This is a genomic window from Lactobacillus gallinarum, from assembly GCF_002160635.1.
In the GTDB taxonomy this organism is placed as follows: Bacteria; Bacillota; Bacilli; order Lactobacillales; family Lactobacillaceae; genus Lactobacillus; species Lactobacillus gallinarum.
In genome coordinates, this window is record NZ_NFKZ01000037.1 from 1 (window position 1) to 17,604 (window position 17,604).

Genomic DNA, 17,604 nt, shown 5'->3' on the forward strand with positions numbered 1-17,604 from the left:
CATAGCGTCACCGCTATCAGCTTGTGGTTCACTACACTTGGCGACAACTACCCGTGGTCTAGACTTTCACTAGACTAGATGAAATGTCATGCCCGACACACAAGAAAAAGCATCAAGCTATTATCAAATAGCTTAATGCTTAATCTAAATTATATTTGACTTCTATCAACAACATTCTTATAGAATGTCAATCATTATTATAGAGAAAAAAGAGTATACTAAACATAACCCCAAAAGGCTAGTCTTTTGGCAGTTTTTCACTTATTGCGTGCTAAGCATTTATTAATGAATTGCCTTAGAATAATTATAAAGTTGATGTGTGTGGACCAAATTTATAATAGTGCGATTCAAATGATTGGCACACGCTATTAAAGCTACCTTGTCATGATTATTGAAAGGTGGCTTTTTTAATTTGTAATAGTAGTCAACTAAATGATTTTGAATTTTACCCTGATTTCTCAACGTGCTTCGAATCATATCTGTTTCAACAGCTCTGCCCTGACTACTGCCTCTGCGGTTAATAGTATCACCCTTACCGTATTTACCAGACTGATATCTGTTTAGATCTAGTCCTAGGAAAGCATTAAGTTGTTTGACAAAGAGCCAATTATTCTTTTCTATTTTTACGCAAGTATTCAAACAAAATACCATCACGCAACCCTCTGTTAGAAAAGATCACTTCACTAACCTGCAAGTTACGCAATACTAAGCTAATCGGAATCAAACCACCGACGATCACGTCTGCTCGGTGCTTGGCTAAACCAGGAATCTTCATCCGTTCATCTTTATTCATGGCGATCAATTTACTAATCAAGTTAAAGATATAGTGTGGTGGCAAGTGCATCCCGTGAATGTCAGGCAACTCATCAACTTCATCAGTAACCTCTCGTCGGTGAATCTTCGCGATTGTCCGGTTACTACCGCCAAGTGCAATTAATGGCAAATTATGCACTTGTCCTAGCCAGCGCACCGTTGAAATTTTCTGCCCTGCCGCATTCATTGCGCTATACAAATCACTAGCTGAAATGGTATCAGCTAAGTTATAGTTTTGCGACAAAACGACTGAACCGACTGGAATACTTACCCGTTCTTTGCAGGCACCATTTTGAACCCAAATCAGCTCCGTTGAAGCACCACCACAATCCATGATAATGCCGTTTCTGACTGGCAAGGTATTAACTACGCCAATGTAGTCCAAGTATGCTTCGATACTACCTGAGATCACCTGCAAGTCCAGTCCAACTTCATCTTTTACTCGTTTTAAGAATTCCGCTTGGTTCTTTGCTCCGCGAACTGCAGCCGTTGCTACCGCTTTGACGACCACATTATCATATTGCGTATATCTGGTTTTAAAATCTTTCAAAGCTTGAATCGTTCTGTTCATTGGTTCTTCTTTAAGCGTCATTTCTTTGCCCATATTTTCAGACAAACGGACATACTCTCTAAAGTAACCTATTACTGTATAGCCACCATAATCGTCTATTTGTGAAATCTGCATTCTGACCGAGTTGGAACCCAAGTCAATTACTACTAAATTAGTATTAGTCATTTTCTCTTCCTCCTCAGTCTACTGTCATATTCACCGCGCAGATACTTCGTAAAAGCTTCGTAATCTTGTTCTACTTGCTTACTATAAGCGACAGCCCAATCAGCCATACACTTATCAAATTGCCTACTTTCTTGCAAGTAGCCATAAATCATTGCTGCCGTTGGACTTTGACAATGAGCTCGGGCCAAGATGAAGGCACAAAGCGTCGCATAAGCTTCAAAGCTTTCTTCATCCAGCTTAGTGGTATCAATTGAGTCCTTCATATCTCTGAATTGACGCACATAATAGCTGCGGCCTCCTGCTTCAGTATAACCCAAGAATGGATCATAGAAGGTTTGCAAGATGCTTTGACCGGTGATTACACGGCGCCCTTCTTCATAACCTTGCTGTTTAGCTTCTGCCACAGACAAATTAGACAAATCATACTTAGATGGCATTGCTTCTTTGATTTGCAAAACCAAGTGACTACCGTCTCTACCTGTCAGTAAAACCAGATAGCAGCGTGTACCAAAGCTACCAACACCTACGCTGTAACGAATAATGTCAGTCAGTTTAAAACTGCTCAGCAGCACCTTTACATCAGGTGAAAGCTTCTTTTGGTACTCTTCCATCGCACTAACTAATTCCTGATAAGTTTGATCAGAAATCCGTCTAGCACGTGGTGGATTTTCTTTAAAGACCAGCTTGCCATTTTCTTCAGTCGTAAACTTTTTAACTACCTTATCCGAATTATTCTTTGGTGCCTTATCCGCAATTTTCTTCAAAATCTTGACTAATTGCTTATCATCACTGGCTGTATTAAAGAAATCATTGATGCTGTATGAGGCGTAAAAACGGTCGAGCAGCTTTTGACCAGCCGCATCATTAATTCCGTCTTCATAAGCCTTGGCAGTATTCTTCAATATCTTATAAAGATTATCTGGATTATAGCCGTTGATCTCACCGATTAATTGGGCACTGACCATCAGACGCTTCAAATCGCTCTCCCAATTGCCAACTCTGGTTTCATCAAAGTCATTAAGTCCGAAAAGCAACTGTCTTTCAGGTGAAGCGAAAAAGCCGAAGTTGTTTAAGTGGGCATCTCCACAAATCATCACCCAGATTTTGCTTTGCGTGCTGTGCAACAAGTCATATTCCATGACACCAGCAGTACCACGCAAGAAGCTAAAGGCATTAGCAATCATGCGCTGATGACGCAAAGGCAATAGCTCAGGAATCATTGTATCTTCCTGTGTCTTGATCATCTCAACGGCATCCCGTTCAACCGGTTTAAAAGCACCTAGTTCACTAACTGGCACCTTTTTAGCCTGCTTCTTGCCGGCCTCAATCAATTCATCTTTGCTAGCTTTTAATCGCAGCTTATCAATATTGAATCTTTTGCGTAAAAAATCCTTACTCATCCGTATCCTTCTTTTCCTCAAGGGTTAAATCATTGTCTTCTTTACGCATTACTTCAAAGACATCAGGATCTCTATCTTCATCTTCTTTTTGCTTTAATTCGCGTTCTTTTTCTTGGGCTTGATGAATAAAGTACTCTTGAGAGTTAAGGGCCTTCTTACCACGACGATCAACCATTGAATATACATCATTATGAAGTACACGTGTCTTAACGTTGTCATTCCACATAATATCGTAGATATGAAGTACACGTTCCTTCAAATCTGGCTGCAAGATTGGAAATAAGGTTTCAACTCTTCTGTTCAAGTTACGCTTCATCATGTCCGCACTTGAAAGGTAGACATCTTGATTACCATTATTATAGAAGTAATAGATTCGACTGTGTTCGAGTAATCTTCCGACAATCGAATGTACTTCAATATTATCACTAATTCCAGGAATATCGGTTCTTAAGCAACAAATTCCGCGCACAATTAAGTGAATTTTTACGCCAGCGTGAGAAGCTTCGTAAAGTTTACCAATGATTTCAGGATCAGAGAGTGAATTCATCTTCATGTGAATTTCGGCTTTACGGCCAGTTTTGGCAATTTCGATTTCATTATCAATCTTTTGATTAATGAACTCACGGATATGCTTTGGTGAAATTCTTAATTGTCTGAAGTATGGTGGACGAGAATAACCAGATAGCATGTTAAATAAGTTAGTGGCATCGACACCAAGGTCGCGGCGTGAAGTGAATAAGCCCATATCAGTGTAGAAGTGAGCAGTTACGTCGTTGTAGTTACCGGTACCCAAGTGAATGTATCTGCGAATACCATCTTCATCACGGCGAATGACCAAAGTAATCTTGGTGTGCGTCTTAAGTCCTTTCAAACCATAGATAACGTGACAGCCCATTTGTTCCAAAGTCTTAGCCCAGTGGACGTTGTTCTCTTCATCAAAACGAGCTTTAACTTCGACCAAAACTGTTACTTGTTTGCCAGCTTGTGCAGCTTGACCCAAGTATTTAATGATTGGTGAATTACCTGAAACACGATAAAGGGTCATCTTAATGGCTAAGACCTTGTCATCATGGGCAGCCTTACAAATAAAGTTTAAAACTGTGTCAAATGAATCATATGGGTGTTGAACCAAGTAATCTCTTTGTCTAATATTGGCAAAAATATCGCTTGAAAGAGCTAAATCTGGATCAACATAACCCTTGATTGGCGCATAACGCATTTTTTCATGACCCTTAACTGCACCAGCAAGTTTCTTAAGGAAGGTTAAATCAATTGGACCAGAAATCTCATAGATTTCATTCTTCTTAACCTTTAATTTATCAAACAAGCGCGAACGCAACTTTTCACCCATTGATTTTTCAATTTCAAGGCGAACAACTTTACCATGTTCACGGTCTTTCAATTGCTTTTGTACACTCCGCAAAAAGTCTGAAGTATCACGTTCAGCCACGTCCAAGTCCATGTCACGAGTAACTCGGAAAGTAGCGGCTTCCTTTACTTCGTAGCCGTCGAAAAAGCTGCTAACGAATTCTTTGATGATGTCTTCAAGCAAAACAAAACTATTGTCAGCCTTAGGCAATTTAACCAGACGCTTAAAGTTATTAGGAACTCTAAGGGTGGCGTAATAATGCTTACCATCTTCCTTGTCCTTCAAGCGAACAGCGATGTTCAATGAATCATTGGCAATAAATGGGAATGGACGGTTGGTGTCATCGGCCATTGGTGTAATGATTGGATATAGTTCATCACTGAAGTAACGTCTAACGAACTCATATTGCTGAGCGTTCAGATCTTTGACTTCTTTAATGAAAATATTCTTCTTTTCAAGCAATGGTAAAAGTGAACGCCAATAAGTTGAGTATCTCTTTTCTACTGCTCTGTGTTCTTTTTGGTTGATGGCATCAAGCTGCTTTTCAGGAGTCTGACCTGAAGAGTCAGTTGTCTTAATGCTTGCCGCAATCAACTTGTGCAAAGAAGCAACACGAACCATGAAGAATTCGTCCACATTACTTTGCGTGATGCCCAAGAAATTGATTCTTTCAAGCAATGGATTATCTTTATTGCGGGCCTCTTCCAACACTCGGTCATTAAAGTCCATCCAGCTTAATTCACGGTTTTTAAAATATTCCGGTTTTAAAAACGGTTTTGTTTCTTCTTTTTCGTTTCCTAAAAATGTACTACTCATTGTCTATTCATACCCTCTTGTTTTAAAACAACTTTAATGCCAAATACATCCTCGAATAACTTAACGCGTTTGTTAAATGACCAACGTTCCAGCGTAATATCTGCGTTAGTTTTCGCTCTAATCACTAATTCATTGTTTTTCTTCAGTGAAATAACGATTTGCTTGATCTTTTGTTTGTGGGATGCATCTAATGCTGTCGCAATCCGCAAAATGGCAGAAAGCTTGGCCACTGTTAATTGAACATCTGGATCCAAGTGACGGTAGTGGTGTCCACCAATGTTTGGCGCAGAATCATCTCCATCATCGATAGTCTGATAACGACAAATCTCACTGATGATTTCATTTTCACGATCTGACATGCCAATCAGTTCATTAGCTTCGATAAAATCGGCTGATTGCTCATAGCGGCGAGCTTGATTAACAAAGCTGCCGATATCATCAACGGTTGCTGCCCAACCTAACAATTCTCTAGCTGATTTAGGCAAAAGGTGTACTTTACGTAAACGATCAAAAATGTGCAAAGCAAACTTACGTACTGCGTTAGCATGGTGTAAATCAACCAAATAGCGTCGAGCCATATTTTGAGCTGAAGTCATCATGATATCAGTATCTTTGCCTCTCTTCTCTAGCATCAAAAGGCCGGTGACAACAGACATGTCTGTAATGTAAATCGTGCCAATATTTAAGAGAGAAAGGAATTGCTTGATTGAAATGGCATTAGGAATAACGTGTTCAGCTACAGCTGGTTCCAAGTCATAGTTTTGCATGATATCGTTAAGCGACATTTGGATCAGTTGATCATAGAAGTATTGAAATTCCTCGTGCGTAATTTGGTTAGCTGAGTTTTCTTTCTTCAAATAAGTATTATTCAAGGCATCAGCGTGTTGGATAATTACAGCGGCACGCGAATTATTCTTGATCTGACGAGCCAAGTGACCGATCTTCGCACCTAAGTAATCATTGATAACATAGATCGGATCATTAGGCGTTTCATTAGTGATTTCATTGATCTCTTGGATCTCTCGTGGACCTAAAGCCAGGCTCCAGCTTGATTCGAACTTATTGTTTTTAAACAAAGAAAGGTTGATCATTGCAGAACCAAGACTAAGCAAATAAGTGGCGTGGTCCTTGCCATCGTCATTTACTTCTGTTTGACTCTTCATCCCGCTTAAAACCTTGGCGTAGACGATTTGACCACCATTAAGCCATTCGATCTTCCAACCAGTTCTAACCTTGATCTGATCTGCAATAAAACTGGCAGACATTTCATCAATTAATTGTTCATTGCCGTAAAACTTGAAATCCTTAATCTGATATTCTGCTAGCTTCTCTTTAAAGCCTTCAATTGCATCACAGATTTTGTCCATATCTTGTTCAAAAACCTGGCTTTTACTATCAGCTTGTAAAAACGAAGGCGAATCCAGTTGTTCAATGACAGTTAGATCCTTTAGATCTACTATGTTAAGTTGAATCTTATAGGAAGACATATAAATTAAACCAAATAAAGTTTTCTTCATTTATTATTTTCACCTATTAATGCAATTACTTTAATATTATACTTTTACTCTATCTTAATTATATATTGACTTTTGATTATGATCTAAATTTTACGGCCTAATTTTGAAAAAATTTAATAACAAAAAAGGCACAATTTTATGTACCTTTTTCACCCTAATGACTATATGAATTGCTTACATGTAAGGGATACAAATGGTTGGAATGTCTCTCCATTGATAGCAAGTCAAATTAACTAGTTCGTTTTTCAATTTATCTACTGTACAAGATTTGCAGTGCATTTCTTTCATCAAATCTTCATCTGAATAAATGATGTACATGTTGCCGTCGTCATCTATTCAACCCTTATTTTGTGACTCTGTCATCCGTAGAGTAAAAATCATGTAAAGATAACGAGCATTGACACTCATATCCCTATATTTTGGGTCATGGAAGAATGCCTTTGGCAAACCATTTTGTTGTTCAGGATAATCTTGGCCCTCTTTAAATCTTAGTTGTGTTTTCATTATATCTACCTCTATTATGTTTGTTTTATTTGTTTATTAGAAAATTATTAAGCCAAGCGAATAAAAAAAGCCCAGAGCTGATATGACTCTGGGTCTTAATTGTATTCTTAATTAACGGTAGTCCTTGAGGAAGTCGACTAACTTTTGGTAGTCAGCATCGTGCTCAGAGTCATAAGCATCAACTAAATCAACAACCTTGTTGTCTTTGGTGATGATGCGGTATTCACGCAAATCTTTCTTTTCATTTGCGATTACAGTAATTTCACCCTTACCTGGTGTTGAGTACAAATCAGGATTTAGAGCTTCATTCAATTTGTCTGATAATTGTTGGTTAAATGCAATTGTGTTCATTCGCTTTTATCTCTTTTCTTATAAATAAACTCCAACACAATCATTATAACATTTTACCTAATTATGTTAGGCTTCTTATTTTAAATTAATTTTCCTTATCTAGTCTGTAAATGCACATCATATCTGGCGTTTGAGGTGCAACATCAATCGGTGTGATTGCCTTAGTTTCATAACCATTTTGCTTAAAGAGCTTAAGATCACATACCAAAGTGTCTGGGTTAAATGAGAGATAGATAAACTCTCTTGGCTGCATCTTTACGCTAGCTTCAATAAAGCCTTTTAACAAGCCTTTCTTAGGAGCAGTTGCAATAATGACGCTAGCATTTTCATTGTTTTTAGCTAAACGATTCATTACTTGATCAGCATTGCCGATTAGGTTTCCTTTTTATAAAATAAGATATCGATTAGCAGTGACAAGTGAAAATCAAATACTATACGTTTTTTCTGTAACTTTAAATAAGCAAAATCTTATCAATTGTATTTATGAATATTAAAAAAGACATAACCTATTTAAATGAGATAAGCTATGTCTTTTTTACATTATCTATATTAAATCTAAGCGTAAACTCTTTGCTTAAGAATACCAACATATGGCAAGTTGCGGTAAAGACCGTTGTAGTCCAAGCCGTAACCTACTAAGAATTCATTAGGGGCCTTGAAGCCATAATCATCTGGGTAGAAGTCAACTACACGTGTCTCAGGTTTATCTAACATAGAAATAACTTCAACACTCTTGGCACCGCGTTCCTTCATCAAGTCGCTAAGTGCCTTTAAAGTTCTACCTGTGTCAATGATATCTTCCATGAAGATTACTGGGCGGTTCTTAACGTCTGACTTCACGTCTTGGGTAATCTTAACCTTACCAGTAGAGCTGGTACCTTCATAACTGGAGGCCCTAATTGGCTCAATTGTTAACTCGAAAGTTAATCTTTTGATCATATTACTGGCAAAGATCATTGCGCCATTCAAAACTGGAATGACGATTGGTTCTTGCCCTTCATATTTCTTGTTAAGGCGAGCTGCCATTTCATCCATGCGCTTGTTAAGTTGATCTTGATCAAATAATACTTTTTCGATGTCGTTATTCATGTTGATTATTTCCCTCTCAAATTAGTTAACGGTAAGATTTTAGCATATATTTTTTAATTTTACAGTATTTCGCTAAAATTTTTGGCTAATTTATTAATTAATCATAATTTTTATATATTATTGTTCGTGTTTTATTGAGAGTAGATAAAAAACTATTAAGATTTTACACTTAATAGTTTCTTTACTCCATTTCCTATCTAAAACCACTGTGCCCTCAGGTGGATTTTGATTAATTGCACCGATAATTGGGTGTGACACATACAATTCATCAAAATAGTTTACTTCATCTAGTGTGAGCTCTACGTCCATCGAATTCACAGCTGATTCAAGGTGTTTGATCTTCGTTGAACCAACGATTGGAGCAGTGATACCCTTAGCCCATTCCCAAGCTAAAGCAATTTCTGACATCTCAACACCATGCTTTTCCTGACTTTCATTACTTTAAGTTTAATACCGCTAGTCCATTATGAAAAAATACTTATTATAAATTCCTAGGCATAACTTTTATGCATCCCACTCCATTAAACAGTCGGCTGCACCAGCCTCTTGATCAATCTCTTTTTTCACTAACTTAAAACCACGGTTTTGATAAAAACTAATAGCCGCCCCATTCTTTTCATACACCGACAGCTGCAATTTATCATGCTTTAGCTTCAAAAAGTCAATCAGCTTTCCGCCAATACCGCGGCCCCGATGATCTCTTTTAACAAAGATACCGGCAATATAGTCGCCTTGCATCCCTACAAAACCAGCTATCTCGCCCTCTTCTTCATCTACATACAGCTGAGCATTCGGCAACTCTTTTTTCACCAATTCATAGTTATCATGCCAATAACTTGGATCAATAAACTCGTGCGCATCAAGGTTACCCTCAAGCCAACTCTGCATCAATGCATCTAAATCGCTCTTTTGATATTTTCTAATCATCTTTATTTCCGAATAAACTTTTGATCACTTGCAGGCACGCCGCTGTCATCTGAGATGTAGCGTTCAACGCGCATATGCAAGTTATACTTTTCACGCAAGTCAGCCAATTCCTTCATCATAGGTGAAGCATGGTGAGCCTCAAGCGCCTTTTGATCACGCCAACTATCGATTAATAAAACCGTCTCAGGATCGTCCATTGGGATAAAGTAATCATATTTTTCATTGCCTTCTTCGGCACGAATACGACCTGCAATACCCTTGTCTTCCATTTCTTGTGCGAACTTTCTGGCATCACCATTTTTGCCATTGTAATAAAGATTTACAGTCAAACTCATAATTTATCTCTCCTTTGTAAAATCGCTTTCATCAGTTATTTTACTATACTCTTGCTTATTCTTAACTTGTATTCATCGAAAGTTATCGCTAAAATTTAAGTAGAAAGTAAGCGTTATTATTTAGAGGTGAGAAAAATGTTAACCAAAAGAAAATTCCTCATCAAACTGTGTGCAGCGTTACCAGCTGCCCTGCTTTTAACGACTACTCCAGTTTTAGCTGATGAAAATGATCAAACTAATCAACCACAAACATCTGAAACAAATAAACAAAATGTAACCTACCAATCATTATATTGGCGTTGCATAAATCAATATACTGGTCAAACCTTACAAGTCATGTATGCCGATACGGTAAAAGTGGTTAACGGTGTCCCTGAGCGGCAATTCTTTAACATGGGGCAATTACCAGAGAGAATTGGTGACTTTGAGATAGCTGGCAATCCCCCTTATGGTGGACGTGCCCTTGAAGTTGATCCTAACAATCCAAGTGGTGTCACCTACATCGATTGTGCCTACTATTTGCCAAATAAGAAGGATAGTAGTAGCACAACCACTACCCATAATCAACAACATTCACAGAATGTAACAAAGGATAATCACAACAGCCATTCAGCAATCAAGAAAACAGACAAATGGCGTCACCAACACAAGATGTCAAATTCTGCTACTTCTAATTTAAACAAAAAGCAAAATGCTAGTCCAAGTAAGGCAGCTACCAGCAGTAAGCCTAATAAGAAAAAGGCAACAAGTAAGAAGAACAAACCTGCTACTGCCAAAAATCATGCTAATGTACAAGCTGAACGTAACAGTAACATCTTGAAATTCGTGGTTACTCCATTGGTGATTATGGTAATTGCCGCAATCTATATTACACGCAAGTTCTGGTACAGAAATCGCGGTAAACACGCTGAATAACAAGAAGGTCGAGTCAAGCTCGGCTTTTTTATTATATTTATATGAAATCGCTATCAAAAGATACCTCCTTAACTGTATAATAAAACTATAAATCAATAGTTATACAAGTAAGGAGGTTTTATTATGGCTACTAAAAAGAAGAAAAAGCACCAATTTCCGACGGCCTATACCGTCATCATAATTGTACTTTTGCTTGTTCAACTATTGACTTTTGTTATTCCTGCCGGTAACTATGCGACGATTGCTTATGATACCAGCAATAAAGATTTCGTAGTTACCAGACCAAGTGGCAAAAGGTACAAAGAACCTGCTACTCAGGCCACTTTAAAGAAGCACAAGGTCAACATTGCAGTCAAGAAATTTAAGGATGGCACAATCTACAAGCCAGTTGCTATTCCAAATTCTTACGAGAGAATCAATTTAAAGAAGCCTAACCTGTGGCAGGCGATCAATCAGTTCTTCACCTCACAGGTACAAGGTATCGCTCAAAGTGTCGACATCATCGCCTTCGTTTTGATCCTAGGTGGATGTATTGGTGTCGTTCACGCAAACGGCGCGATCAACTCGGGGATGCAGGCTTTATCTAAGAAAATCAAAGGTAAGCAAGTTCTGTTAATCGTCCTTGTGATGGGGCTAATTTCTCTTGGTGGTACAACCTTTGGTCTTGCCGAAGAAACGATGGCCATGTACCCAATCCTAATTCCAGTCTTCCTGCTAGCCGGGTATGATACGATGACAGTTCTAGGAACGATCTTCCTGGGAACGAGTATTGGGACCATGATTTCAACCATTAACCCATTCTCAACGATCATCGCTTCTAACACTGCTGGTGTTAACTTCGCCAGAGCTTTACCACTCAGAATTACCATGTGGGTCATCTGTACGGTAGTTGGTATGATCTATGTCATTCGCTACGCTGAAAAGGTACGTAAAGATCCTACTAAATCTGTTGTTTACGACCAATACGAAGAAGATCGTGAAAAGTACTTAAACGATGCCGACTTTAACAAACCAGCCAACTTTACTTGGCAACAAAAATTATCATTGATCATCTTCGGCATTGCCTTTATCGTCATGATCTGGGGTGTACAACAAAAAGGCTGGTACTTCACCGAAATTTCGGTAGTCTTCTTAACTGCCGGCTACTTGATGGCTATCTTCTCAGGACTTTCCGAGCACAAAGTTGTGCAAGCCTTCGTTGATGGTGCTAGCGATTTGCTTGGTGTTGCTTTGACAATCGGGTTGGCGAGAGCCGTTTCCATTGTTATGGACGACAGTCACACCAGTGACACCATCATGCACTTCTTCAGCCAACAGATTTCTGGCATGAGTCCATTAATCTTCATTTGGTTCCTGTTCATCGTCTACATCATTCTGGGATTCTTCATTCAATCATCATCTGGTTTGGCCGTACTTTCCATGCCAATCATGGCACCACTTGCCAATGTGGTTGGAATCGACCGTGCTAGTGTAATTGATGCCTACAACTGGGGCCTTGGCTTTATTTCCTTGGTTGCCCCAACCGGATTAATCTTGATGAGTTTGATGATGGTTAACATCGACTTTAACAAATGGTTCAAGTGGTGTTGGAAATTACTGGTAATCGAATTTGTCTTGTGTCTAGTCGCTTTAGGCGTCGGATTGTTAGTATATTAGATTTAAAACAAAGTTTTTAGATCATTCTTTCAGCACGAGAGGATGATCTTTTTTTCAGCACGAGAGGATGATCTTTTTTTCATAGCAACCCTTGTTTCTTTATTCAAAAAGCGTATCATATACAGACGAAGAAATAATTGGATGACAGAAAATTAAATATGAAATATATTACGCAGCACAGTCATGGACTAAGTAAAAACCAGAAGTGGGTCATCGCCTCTACTTCATCAGGTTTTGCGCTTGAAAACATGGATGTGCTTTTTTTATCGTTTGCAATGAGTTCAATGATTGCGGATTTGCACCTCTCTGGTGGAGCCGCCGGGTTGATCTCCTCAATCACTAACTTAGGGATGCTAGTCGGCGGTATCTGCTTCGACATCCTAGGTGACAAGATTGGCCGGTTTAAAACTTTCTCACACACGGTTTTAATCTTCGCCCTAGCTACCGGTTTAATGGCTTTTGCCAACAACATCTATGAGATCTACGCCTTACGCTTTCTCGCTGGTATTGGTGCCGGCGGTGAATATGGCGTAGGCATTGCCTTAATCGCCGAAAACTTTGAAAGCGGCAGAATTGGTAAGATGACCTCAATTGCGGCATTAATTGCGGCTTGGATTAGGTTGTGCTGGTGAGACAGCCGCAAAATCAGCCAACTTTTCAATTTGTGCTGGGAAAACTGAAAAGCTGGTTAAGACATTCACTGAATCGTCATAAATATGCATCCCGCGATACTCATCAGAAATCGCTACACGGTGAATGGCCACATAAGGATCAAGATCATTCTCCCATTTGCCATCAAACTTTTTATAATTTGGATCAGGTCCATAAGTAATTGCAGTGTAGCCAGCAATTTTCTGATCAACGATTAAGACCCAGGCTACGCCTTCTTCAATGTCGGCTGTAATTGTTTCAACATTGAGATAATCACTCTGCCATTGCGGGTTCCCCCTCTTCTTTTAAAAGCTTTTTTGCTTCATCAATGATCGGCATAATTTGTTCAAGGTCATTTTTGGCAGCTTGACGAATATAAATTAGTGACATAGTGTCTCCCTGCTCTAAATAAAATTTTATCAAAGGAGTTGATTTTTCGCTAATTAAAAAACTACCATGCAATAATTCTTAATGAAAAAATCCACGAACCATTGGCTCGTAGATCTTTAATAATAATTAGAATAAATCAATGTGACGTAGTTTTCGTTTTAAGGTTCCTTGCTTTTCTAAGAGTACGAATTTACGCGATAAAGTTTCGGGAGTAGTACCTAAATACAAGGCTAAATCTTTCATTTTTAGTGGCAAAGTAAATGAGTTCTTATTCACTTGTTTTGCATAAGTCTGCAAATAACTCAATAGTCTATCTTCCACCTTAGGCAAACTAAGTAATTGAATTTGCCTATGCATAGCACGTACTTTAATAATATTTTGCTCTAAGAGTTGAATACTTAATTCTGGTTTCTTTTTCATTAGCGCTAAAAATTCATTTCGATTAAGCAAACAAATCTCACTATTTTCTGTAGCTTCAACATAAGTATTGATATTTGCTTCACCAAATAACCAGTTTTCACCAGCATAATCACCCGTTTTTAAAATCTGGGTAACATTCTCGCGGCCATTTTCGTCTAAAGTATAAAGGCGAGCACCACCATGAGCAACAATTACTAAATTATTACTTGATGTAGGATCCATTACTAATTCACTTTTTTGATAATTCTGATGGTGAACTAGCTCTTCTATTTGCATTTGATCATTTGTCGGTAATGCATTAAATAATGGAACTAAGTGTACACACAACTCTGCCATTCAAAAAACTTCCTTTACTTAAAAATCATCGTCATCATCATCTTCTTCAGTATATAATCCTTCACGTAATTCATGGCCCAAGAAGTTTTGTGATTGACGAATTTGTTCCTTAATCCATGTTAGAAGTTCAATTAAATTGGCACTCAATTCTGGCCAAGCTTCTTTTTGAGCTAAGGCAATTGCCTTAGTAATAAATAAGATTTGTGTATCAAAGTCTTTTACTAAAGCAAAAAGTTGGTCTTGGCCATCTTTGTACTTGCTTGCTCCGTCTTCCTCAAGCATAGTATATTCTTTAAATTGATCAGTAATAGTAGGTATACTTTCGCCATTATTAACTAAAATCTGATTTAGCCGGTTAAACTCATTCTGTTCATATCTGATCCACTCATCAGCATGCTGCTCTAAAAACAAACTAGCTTGACCCTTAGCGAAGAACTTAGCTTGATTAATTTTTAAAGTGTGAATCAGTAAATTGGCAATAATGTGACCAACCATTGCACCAGCTGTAGGCTTATGATGATCAATGTCACTTTGCTTTAACTCTGCCTTATATGCTTCTTCAGCCTTCATTAGTTTAACTCCTTTGCCTTTACATCCTTAACTTCATAGCCCATCTTTTCGATTGCTGTTTTAACATCAGCAACATCAGCCTTATCAGTATTCATCATGAACTTTAACTTACCGGCATTAAATAATACCTTAATTTGATCTGTACCATCGACATCTTCAACAGCTTTTTCAATCTTGGTTAAGCAAGATGGGCAAGTCATGCCACCTAACTTCATCATTACTTTTTGCATAAAAACCTTCCTTTCTTATCTCTTACATGTTTTATGCTAAATCTTTTTCCTTATCAGAAAATTGATGGTTATCAACTTTTCGATGATTTCTAATTAAGCGCATACCATTTAAAATTACGACTAAGATGCTAAATTCATGAATAAACATACCGCTAGCCATTTCGACATAACCTGCAAATAACCCAATGAATAGTAACAACACGGTTAACAATGCAATTACAATATTTTCATTCATATTTAAAACGGTCCGCTTAGAAATTGATAAAGCATAGGCAATTTTACGCAAGTCATTTTTGACTAAGACAATATCTGAAACATCGACTGCAACATCTGTACCGCTACCGATTGCAATAGCCACATCGGCATTAGCCAATGCAGGACTGTCATTAACCCCATCACCGATAAAGGCAACGTGATGACCATTTTCTTGTTCCTGCTTAACAAATTGTGCCTTATCAGCTGGAAGCATTTGTCCATGAACTTCATCAATTGGCAAATCAGCCGCAATTTGTTGAGCTGTTTCTTGATTATCACCTGAAAGCATAACTAACTTCTTGATGCCTAGTTGCTTTAATTGCATCAATGCGATTTCTGCTTCTGGGCGAAGACGATCTTTAATGCCAAAAATAGCCAATTTACTTTGATCACTATTAGCCAAGACTACAACAGAGTTTCCTAAGTTACTTAGTTTATTAACTACTTGAGTTAATTTGGGATTAGCAAAAGTATTTTCTTCAATTAAGGCTAAATTACCTAAATAATACCGTTCTCGATCTAAGTCAGCTATCATACCTTTGCCCTTAACTGTCTTAGTCTCGATTTGATCAATCTTTTGCCCACTAAGCTTAGCCATTGCTTTAGCTAACGGGTGATTGCTTTGAGACTCAATGTTAGCAGCTAGGTTAACAACTTCGTCCTTATTACCACTCAGAACTTCAATTTTATTTACCTCTGGGTGACCAACTGTTAAAGTACCAGTTTTATCAAAGGCGATTTCATCGATTTTACGAGCTGCATCCATTACTTGAGAGCCCTTAAACATCACGCCATTTTTAGCTCCGTTACCAATACCGGCAACAGTTGAAACGGGAACTCCAATAACCAAAGCACCTGGACAACCTAGAACCATTACTGTAATTGCCAATTTGAAGTCTCTTGTAATTAAGCCTACAATAATCGCAATCACTAATACCGCGGGAGTGTAGTATTTAGAAAAACGATTGATCAACTTCTCAGTATGAGATTTGGAATCCTGAGCTTCCTCTACCATTTCGATAATCTTGCCAAAGGTAGTATCATCTCCGGCTGCCGTAGTCTCTACTGTCAAGGTGCCATCTTCTAGAATTGTACCGGCATAGACTTGATCACCTTGTTTTTTATCGGCTGGTTTCGACTCACCATTAACATTAGCTTCATTTAGATAACCTGAACCCGAGACAATTTTTCCATCAACTGGGACTTGATCTCCGGTTTTAATCAAAATCTTTTCACCAGGATCAATAAAATCTACATCCTCTTCTTCCGTTGTCCCGTCATCTTGCAAGACTAACGCGGTTCGTGGCGCCATTTTAGTTAAATCAGATACAGCTTTACGCGTCTTTTTAAGAGTAAGTTCTTCCAGAACATCACCCAATGCAAAAAGCCAGGTAACAATTGCTGCTTCATTAAATTCGCCAATAATAATAGCGCCAACTACTGCCAATGATACCAAAACATCAATGGAAACTAATTTTACTTTCAATGATGAAATAGCTGTTAACAATATTGGAATTAAACCAATAACTCCTACTACTAGCATCAGAACTTGATAAGCAGCATTGATATGGAATAACCATTTAGCTGCTTCCGCAAGCAAAATCAGCACAGTATTAAGTGACAAAATTATTTTTTGATGTTTAACAAAAAATTGTTGAATTTTTACCATTTATATTCCTCCTTTGCTTTTCATGTTTTAGTTTAGGAGAAATGTTGTTAGCAGAAATTGACGACCATCAAGAAAAAAGCACTTAATATTAAAAACTAAGTGCTTTAAAACTAACAAATTATTCTTTATCTTTAATCTTATCCTTCAGATCGAAACTGTCAAATCTTTTGTGTAAATAGGTCTTTCTCGTAAATTGATTTTTTATTCTTTATTTAGTCAAAGTAAGATTCTAAGGTGTCCTGAACCTGACCAAAGCCTTTGTGAATTCGGTTGAAGTAGCGGTCATTGTAACTCATTGCTTGGATGTCAATAAAAGTATCAAGCGACTGTTCAGTCTGAAACTCTGCTTTAGGCTTAGCCTTGCGCTTAATGACGTTGTTAAAAGATTCAATCATGTTGGTAGAGTAAATTGAAGCTCTGATCTGCTTAGGATAATTATAGAAGACCAGCAGGTCCGGCCCGATGTCTTTCAGGTTTCTTATGACATGATTATAACTCTTGTGCCATTTGGCATAGAAGGCATGCAATACATCAATAGCAGCTGCTTTATTGGCTTGCTGGTGAATCTGCTTGAATTCGTTCATAATTGCCTCGCGATCTTCCACGCGTACTTTAGCGCAGATATTACGCATGACATGAACCAAGCAACGCTGGA

Annotated in this window: 19 protein-coding genes and 2 pseudogenes; 3 read left to right on the forward strand and 18 right to left on the reverse strand. The window is 38.1% G+C overall.

Annotated elements, in window-relative coordinates; genetic code table 11:
- Window positions 1-282 precede the first annotated feature (282 nt).
- The 12 genes and pseudogenes from B5E95_RS09175 to B5E95_RS09225 all read right to left on the reverse strand — a co-directional run bounded on the left by B5E95_RS09175 (window position 283) and on the right by B5E95_RS09225 (window position 9,857).
- Window positions 283-651, reverse strand: a complete 369-nt coding sequence (locus tag B5E95_RS09175) for a transposase (protein ID WP_087236375.1) — start codon at window positions 649-651, stop codon at window positions 283-285.
- Window positions 608-1,549 (reverse strand): Ppx/GppA family phosphatase, encoded by a 942-nt coding sequence (locus tag B5E95_RS09180; protein WP_087236377.1) that lies wholly within the window; start codon window positions 1,547-1,549, stop codon window positions 608-610. Before B5E95_RS09180 ends, B5E95_RS09175 begins: the two co-directional genes overlap by 44 nt.
- Window positions 1,546-2,949 carry a DUF2252 domain-containing protein gene (locus B5E95_RS09185; RefSeq protein WP_087236379.1) on the reverse strand — a complete coding sequence of 468 codons (1,404 nt, stop codon included), beginning with the start codon at window positions 2,947-2,949 and terminating at the stop codon, window positions 1,546-1,548. Before B5E95_RS09185 ends, B5E95_RS09180 begins: the two co-directional genes overlap by 4 nt.
- The gene (locus tag B5E95_RS09190; RefSeq protein WP_087236381.1) at window positions 2,942-5,134 is read right to left on the reverse strand and encodes an RNA degradosome polyphosphate kinase; all 2,193 of its coding nucleotides are present in this window, start codon (window positions 5,132-5,134) and stop codon (window positions 2,942-2,944) included. Before B5E95_RS09190 ends, B5E95_RS09185 begins: the two co-directional genes overlap by 8 nt.
- Window positions 5,131-6,651: an exopolyphosphatase gene (locus B5E95_RS09195; protein ID WP_087236383.1), complete on the reverse strand. Its 1,521-nt coding sequence runs from the start codon at window positions 6,649-6,651 to the stop codon at window positions 5,131-5,133. The genes B5E95_RS09190 and B5E95_RS09195 overlap by 4 nt, the downstream gene beginning before the upstream one ends.
- Window positions 6,652-6,987: 336 nt before the next feature.
- Entirely contained in the window at window positions 6,988-7,155 is a 168-nt protein-coding gene (locus tag B5E95_RS10740; protein ID WP_164480603.1) for a helix-turn-helix domain-containing protein, read from the reverse strand.
- Window positions 7,156-7,266: 111 nt separating this feature from the next.
- Entirely contained in the window at window positions 7,267-7,506 is a 240-nt protein-coding gene (locus tag B5E95_RS09200) for a hypothetical protein (RefSeq protein WP_013437946.1), read from the reverse strand.
- Between the two features lie 85 nt (window positions 7,507-7,591).
- Window positions 7,592-7,858 (reverse strand): 23S rRNA methyltransferase, encoded by a 267-nt coding sequence (locus tag B5E95_RS09205; protein WP_087236385.1) that lies wholly within the window; start codon window positions 7,856-7,858, stop codon window positions 7,592-7,594.
- A gap of 203 nt (window positions 7,859-8,061) precedes the next feature.
- Entirely contained in the window at window positions 8,062-8,595 is a 534-nt protein-coding gene (hpt, locus tag B5E95_RS09210; RefSeq protein ID WP_087236387.1) for a hypoxanthine phosphoribosyltransferase, read from the reverse strand.
- Window positions 8,596-8,712: 117 nt separating this feature from the next.
- Window positions 8,713-9,018: pseudogene (locus B5E95_RS09215) on the reverse strand (aldo/keto reductase); the annotation flags it as partial.
- 81 nt (window positions 9,019-9,099) lie between these two features.
- Window positions 9,100-9,522 carry an N-acetyltransferase gene (locus B5E95_RS09220; RefSeq protein ID WP_087236389.1) on the reverse strand — a complete coding sequence of 141 codons (423 nt, stop codon included), beginning with the start codon at window positions 9,520-9,522 and terminating at the stop codon, window positions 9,100-9,102.
- A 2-nt stretch (window positions 9,523-9,524) separates the two neighbouring features.
- Complete coding sequence (locus B5E95_RS09225) at window positions 9,525-9,857, reverse strand: putative quinol monooxygenase (protein ID WP_087236391.1); 333 nt, start codon at window positions 9,855-9,857, stop codon at window positions 9,525-9,527.
- Window positions 9,858-9,992: 135 nt separating this feature from the next.
- Here B5E95_RS09225 and B5E95_RS09230 point away from each other — a divergent pair, with 135 nt between their 5' ends.
- The 3 genes and pseudogenes from B5E95_RS09230 to B5E95_RS09240 all read left to right on the forward strand — a co-directional run.
- A complete protein-coding gene (locus B5E95_RS09230; protein WP_087236393.1) occupies window positions 9,993-10,772 on the forward strand; it encodes a hypothetical protein in 780 nt (259 codons plus the stop codon).
- A gap of 123 nt (window positions 10,773-10,895) precedes the next feature.
- Entirely contained in the window at window positions 10,896-12,428 is a 1,533-nt protein-coding gene (locus B5E95_RS09235; protein WP_025006171.1) for a YfcC family protein, read from the forward strand.
- A gap of 158 nt (window positions 12,429-12,586) precedes the next feature.
- Window positions 12,587-13,045 (forward strand): annotated as a pseudogene (locus B5E95_RS09240) (MFS transporter); the annotation flags it as partial.
- On the opposite strand, the gene B5E95_RS11010 reads toward B5E95_RS09240, so the two are convergent.
- The 6 genes from B5E95_RS11010 to B5E95_RS09270 form a co-directional block, all read right to left on the reverse strand.
- Window positions 13,028-13,192 (reverse strand): hypothetical protein, encoded by a 165-nt coding sequence (locus tag B5E95_RS11010; RefSeq protein WP_236697317.1) that lies wholly within the window; start codon window positions 13,190-13,192, stop codon window positions 13,028-13,030. The pseudogene B5E95_RS09240 and the gene B5E95_RS11010 overlap by 18 nt on opposite strands.
- A 403-nt stretch (window positions 13,193-13,595) precedes the next feature.
- Window positions 13,596-14,225, reverse strand: coding sequence for a Crp/Fnr family transcriptional regulator (locus B5E95_RS09250; RefSeq protein ID WP_025006172.1), 630 nt, complete (start codon window positions 14,223-14,225; stop codon window positions 13,596-13,598).
- Between the two features lie 18 nt (window positions 14,226-14,243).
- Window positions 14,244-14,795, reverse strand: a complete 552-nt coding sequence (locus B5E95_RS09255; protein WP_087236395.1) for a DNA-binding protein — start codon at window positions 14,793-14,795, stop codon at window positions 14,244-14,246.
- Window positions 14,795-15,025: a heavy-metal-associated domain-containing protein gene (locus B5E95_RS09260; RefSeq protein WP_087236397.1), complete on the reverse strand. Its 231-nt coding sequence runs from the start codon at window positions 15,023-15,025 to the stop codon at window positions 14,795-14,797. Before B5E95_RS09260 ends, B5E95_RS09255 begins: the two co-directional genes overlap by 1 nt.
- Window positions 15,026-15,056: 31 nt before the next feature.
- Window positions 15,057-16,949, reverse strand: a complete 1,893-nt coding sequence (locus tag B5E95_RS09265; protein ID WP_087236399.1) for a heavy metal translocating P-type ATPase — start codon at window positions 16,947-16,949, stop codon at window positions 15,057-15,059.
- Window positions 16,950-17,161: 212 nt separating this feature from the next.
- Window positions 17,162-17,604: transposase (locus tag B5E95_RS09270; protein WP_143437584.1), on the reverse strand; the 443-nt coding region annotated here is incomplete at its 5' end.

Bases quoted from the DNA above. Each gene is read 5' to 3' on its own strand.
- B5E95_RS09255 (WP_087236395.1), bottom strand. From the start codon at position 14,795: ATGAAGGCTGAAGAAGCATATAAGGCAGAGTTAAAGCAAAGTGACATT.
- B5E95_RS09205 (WP_087236385.1), bottom strand. From the start codon at position 7,858: ATGAATCGTTTAGCTAAAAACAATGAAAATGCTAGCGTCATTATTGCA.
- B5E95_RS09185 (WP_087236379.1), bottom strand. From the start codon at position 2,949: ATGAGTAAGGATTTTTTACGCAAAAGATTCAATATTGATAAGCTGCGA.
- B5E95_RS09220 (WP_087236389.1), bottom strand. From the start codon at position 9,522: ATGATTAGAAAATATCAAAAGAGCGATTTAGATGCATTGATGCAGAGT.
- B5E95_RS10740 (WP_164480603.1), bottom strand. From the start codon at position 7,155: ATGAAAACACAACTAAGATTTAAAGAGGGCCAAGATTATCCTGAACAA.
- B5E95_RS09265 (WP_087236399.1), bottom strand. From the start codon at position 16,949: ATGGTAAAAATTCAACAATTTTTTGTTAAACATCAAAAAATAATTTTG.
- B5E95_RS09230 (WP_087236393.1), top strand. From the start codon at position 9,993: ATGTTAACCAAAAGAAAATTCCTCATCAAACTGTGTGCAGCGTTACCA.
- B5E95_RS09200 (WP_013437946.1), bottom strand. From the start codon at position 7,506: ATGAACACAATTGCATTTAACCAACAATTATCAGACAAATTGAATGAA.
- B5E95_RS09175 (WP_087236375.1), bottom strand. From the start codon at position 651: ATGGTATTTTGTTTGAATACTTGCGTAAAAATAGAAAAGAATAATTGG.
- B5E95_RS09180 (WP_087236377.1), bottom strand. From the start codon at position 1,549: ATGACTAATACTAATTTAGTAGTAATTGACTTGGGTTCCAACTCGGTC.
- hpt (WP_087236387.1), bottom strand. From the start codon at position 8,595: ATGAATAACGACATCGAAAAAGTATTATTTGATCAAGATCAACTTAAC.
- B5E95_RS09225 (WP_087236391.1), bottom strand. From the start codon at position 9,857: ATGAGTTTGACTGTAAATCTTTATTACAATGGCAAAAATGGTGATGCC.
- B5E95_RS09260 (WP_087236397.1), bottom strand. From the start codon at position 15,025: ATGCAAAAAGTAATGATGAAGTTAGGTGGCATGACTTGCCCATCTTGC.
- B5E95_RS09250 (WP_025006172.1), bottom strand. From the start codon at position 14,225: ATGGCAGAGTTGTGTGTACACTTAGTTCCATTATTTAATGCATTACCG.
- B5E95_RS09190 (WP_087236381.1), bottom strand. From the start codon at position 5,134: ATGAGTAGTACATTTTTAGGAAACGAAAAAGAAGAAACAAAACCGTTT.
- B5E95_RS09235 (WP_025006171.1), top strand. From the start codon at position 10,896: ATGGCTACTAAAAAGAAGAAAAAGCACCAATTTCCGACGGCCTATACC.
- B5E95_RS09195 (WP_087236383.1), bottom strand. From the start codon at position 6,651: ATGAAGAAAACTTTATTTGGTTTAATTTATATGTCTTCCTATAAGATT.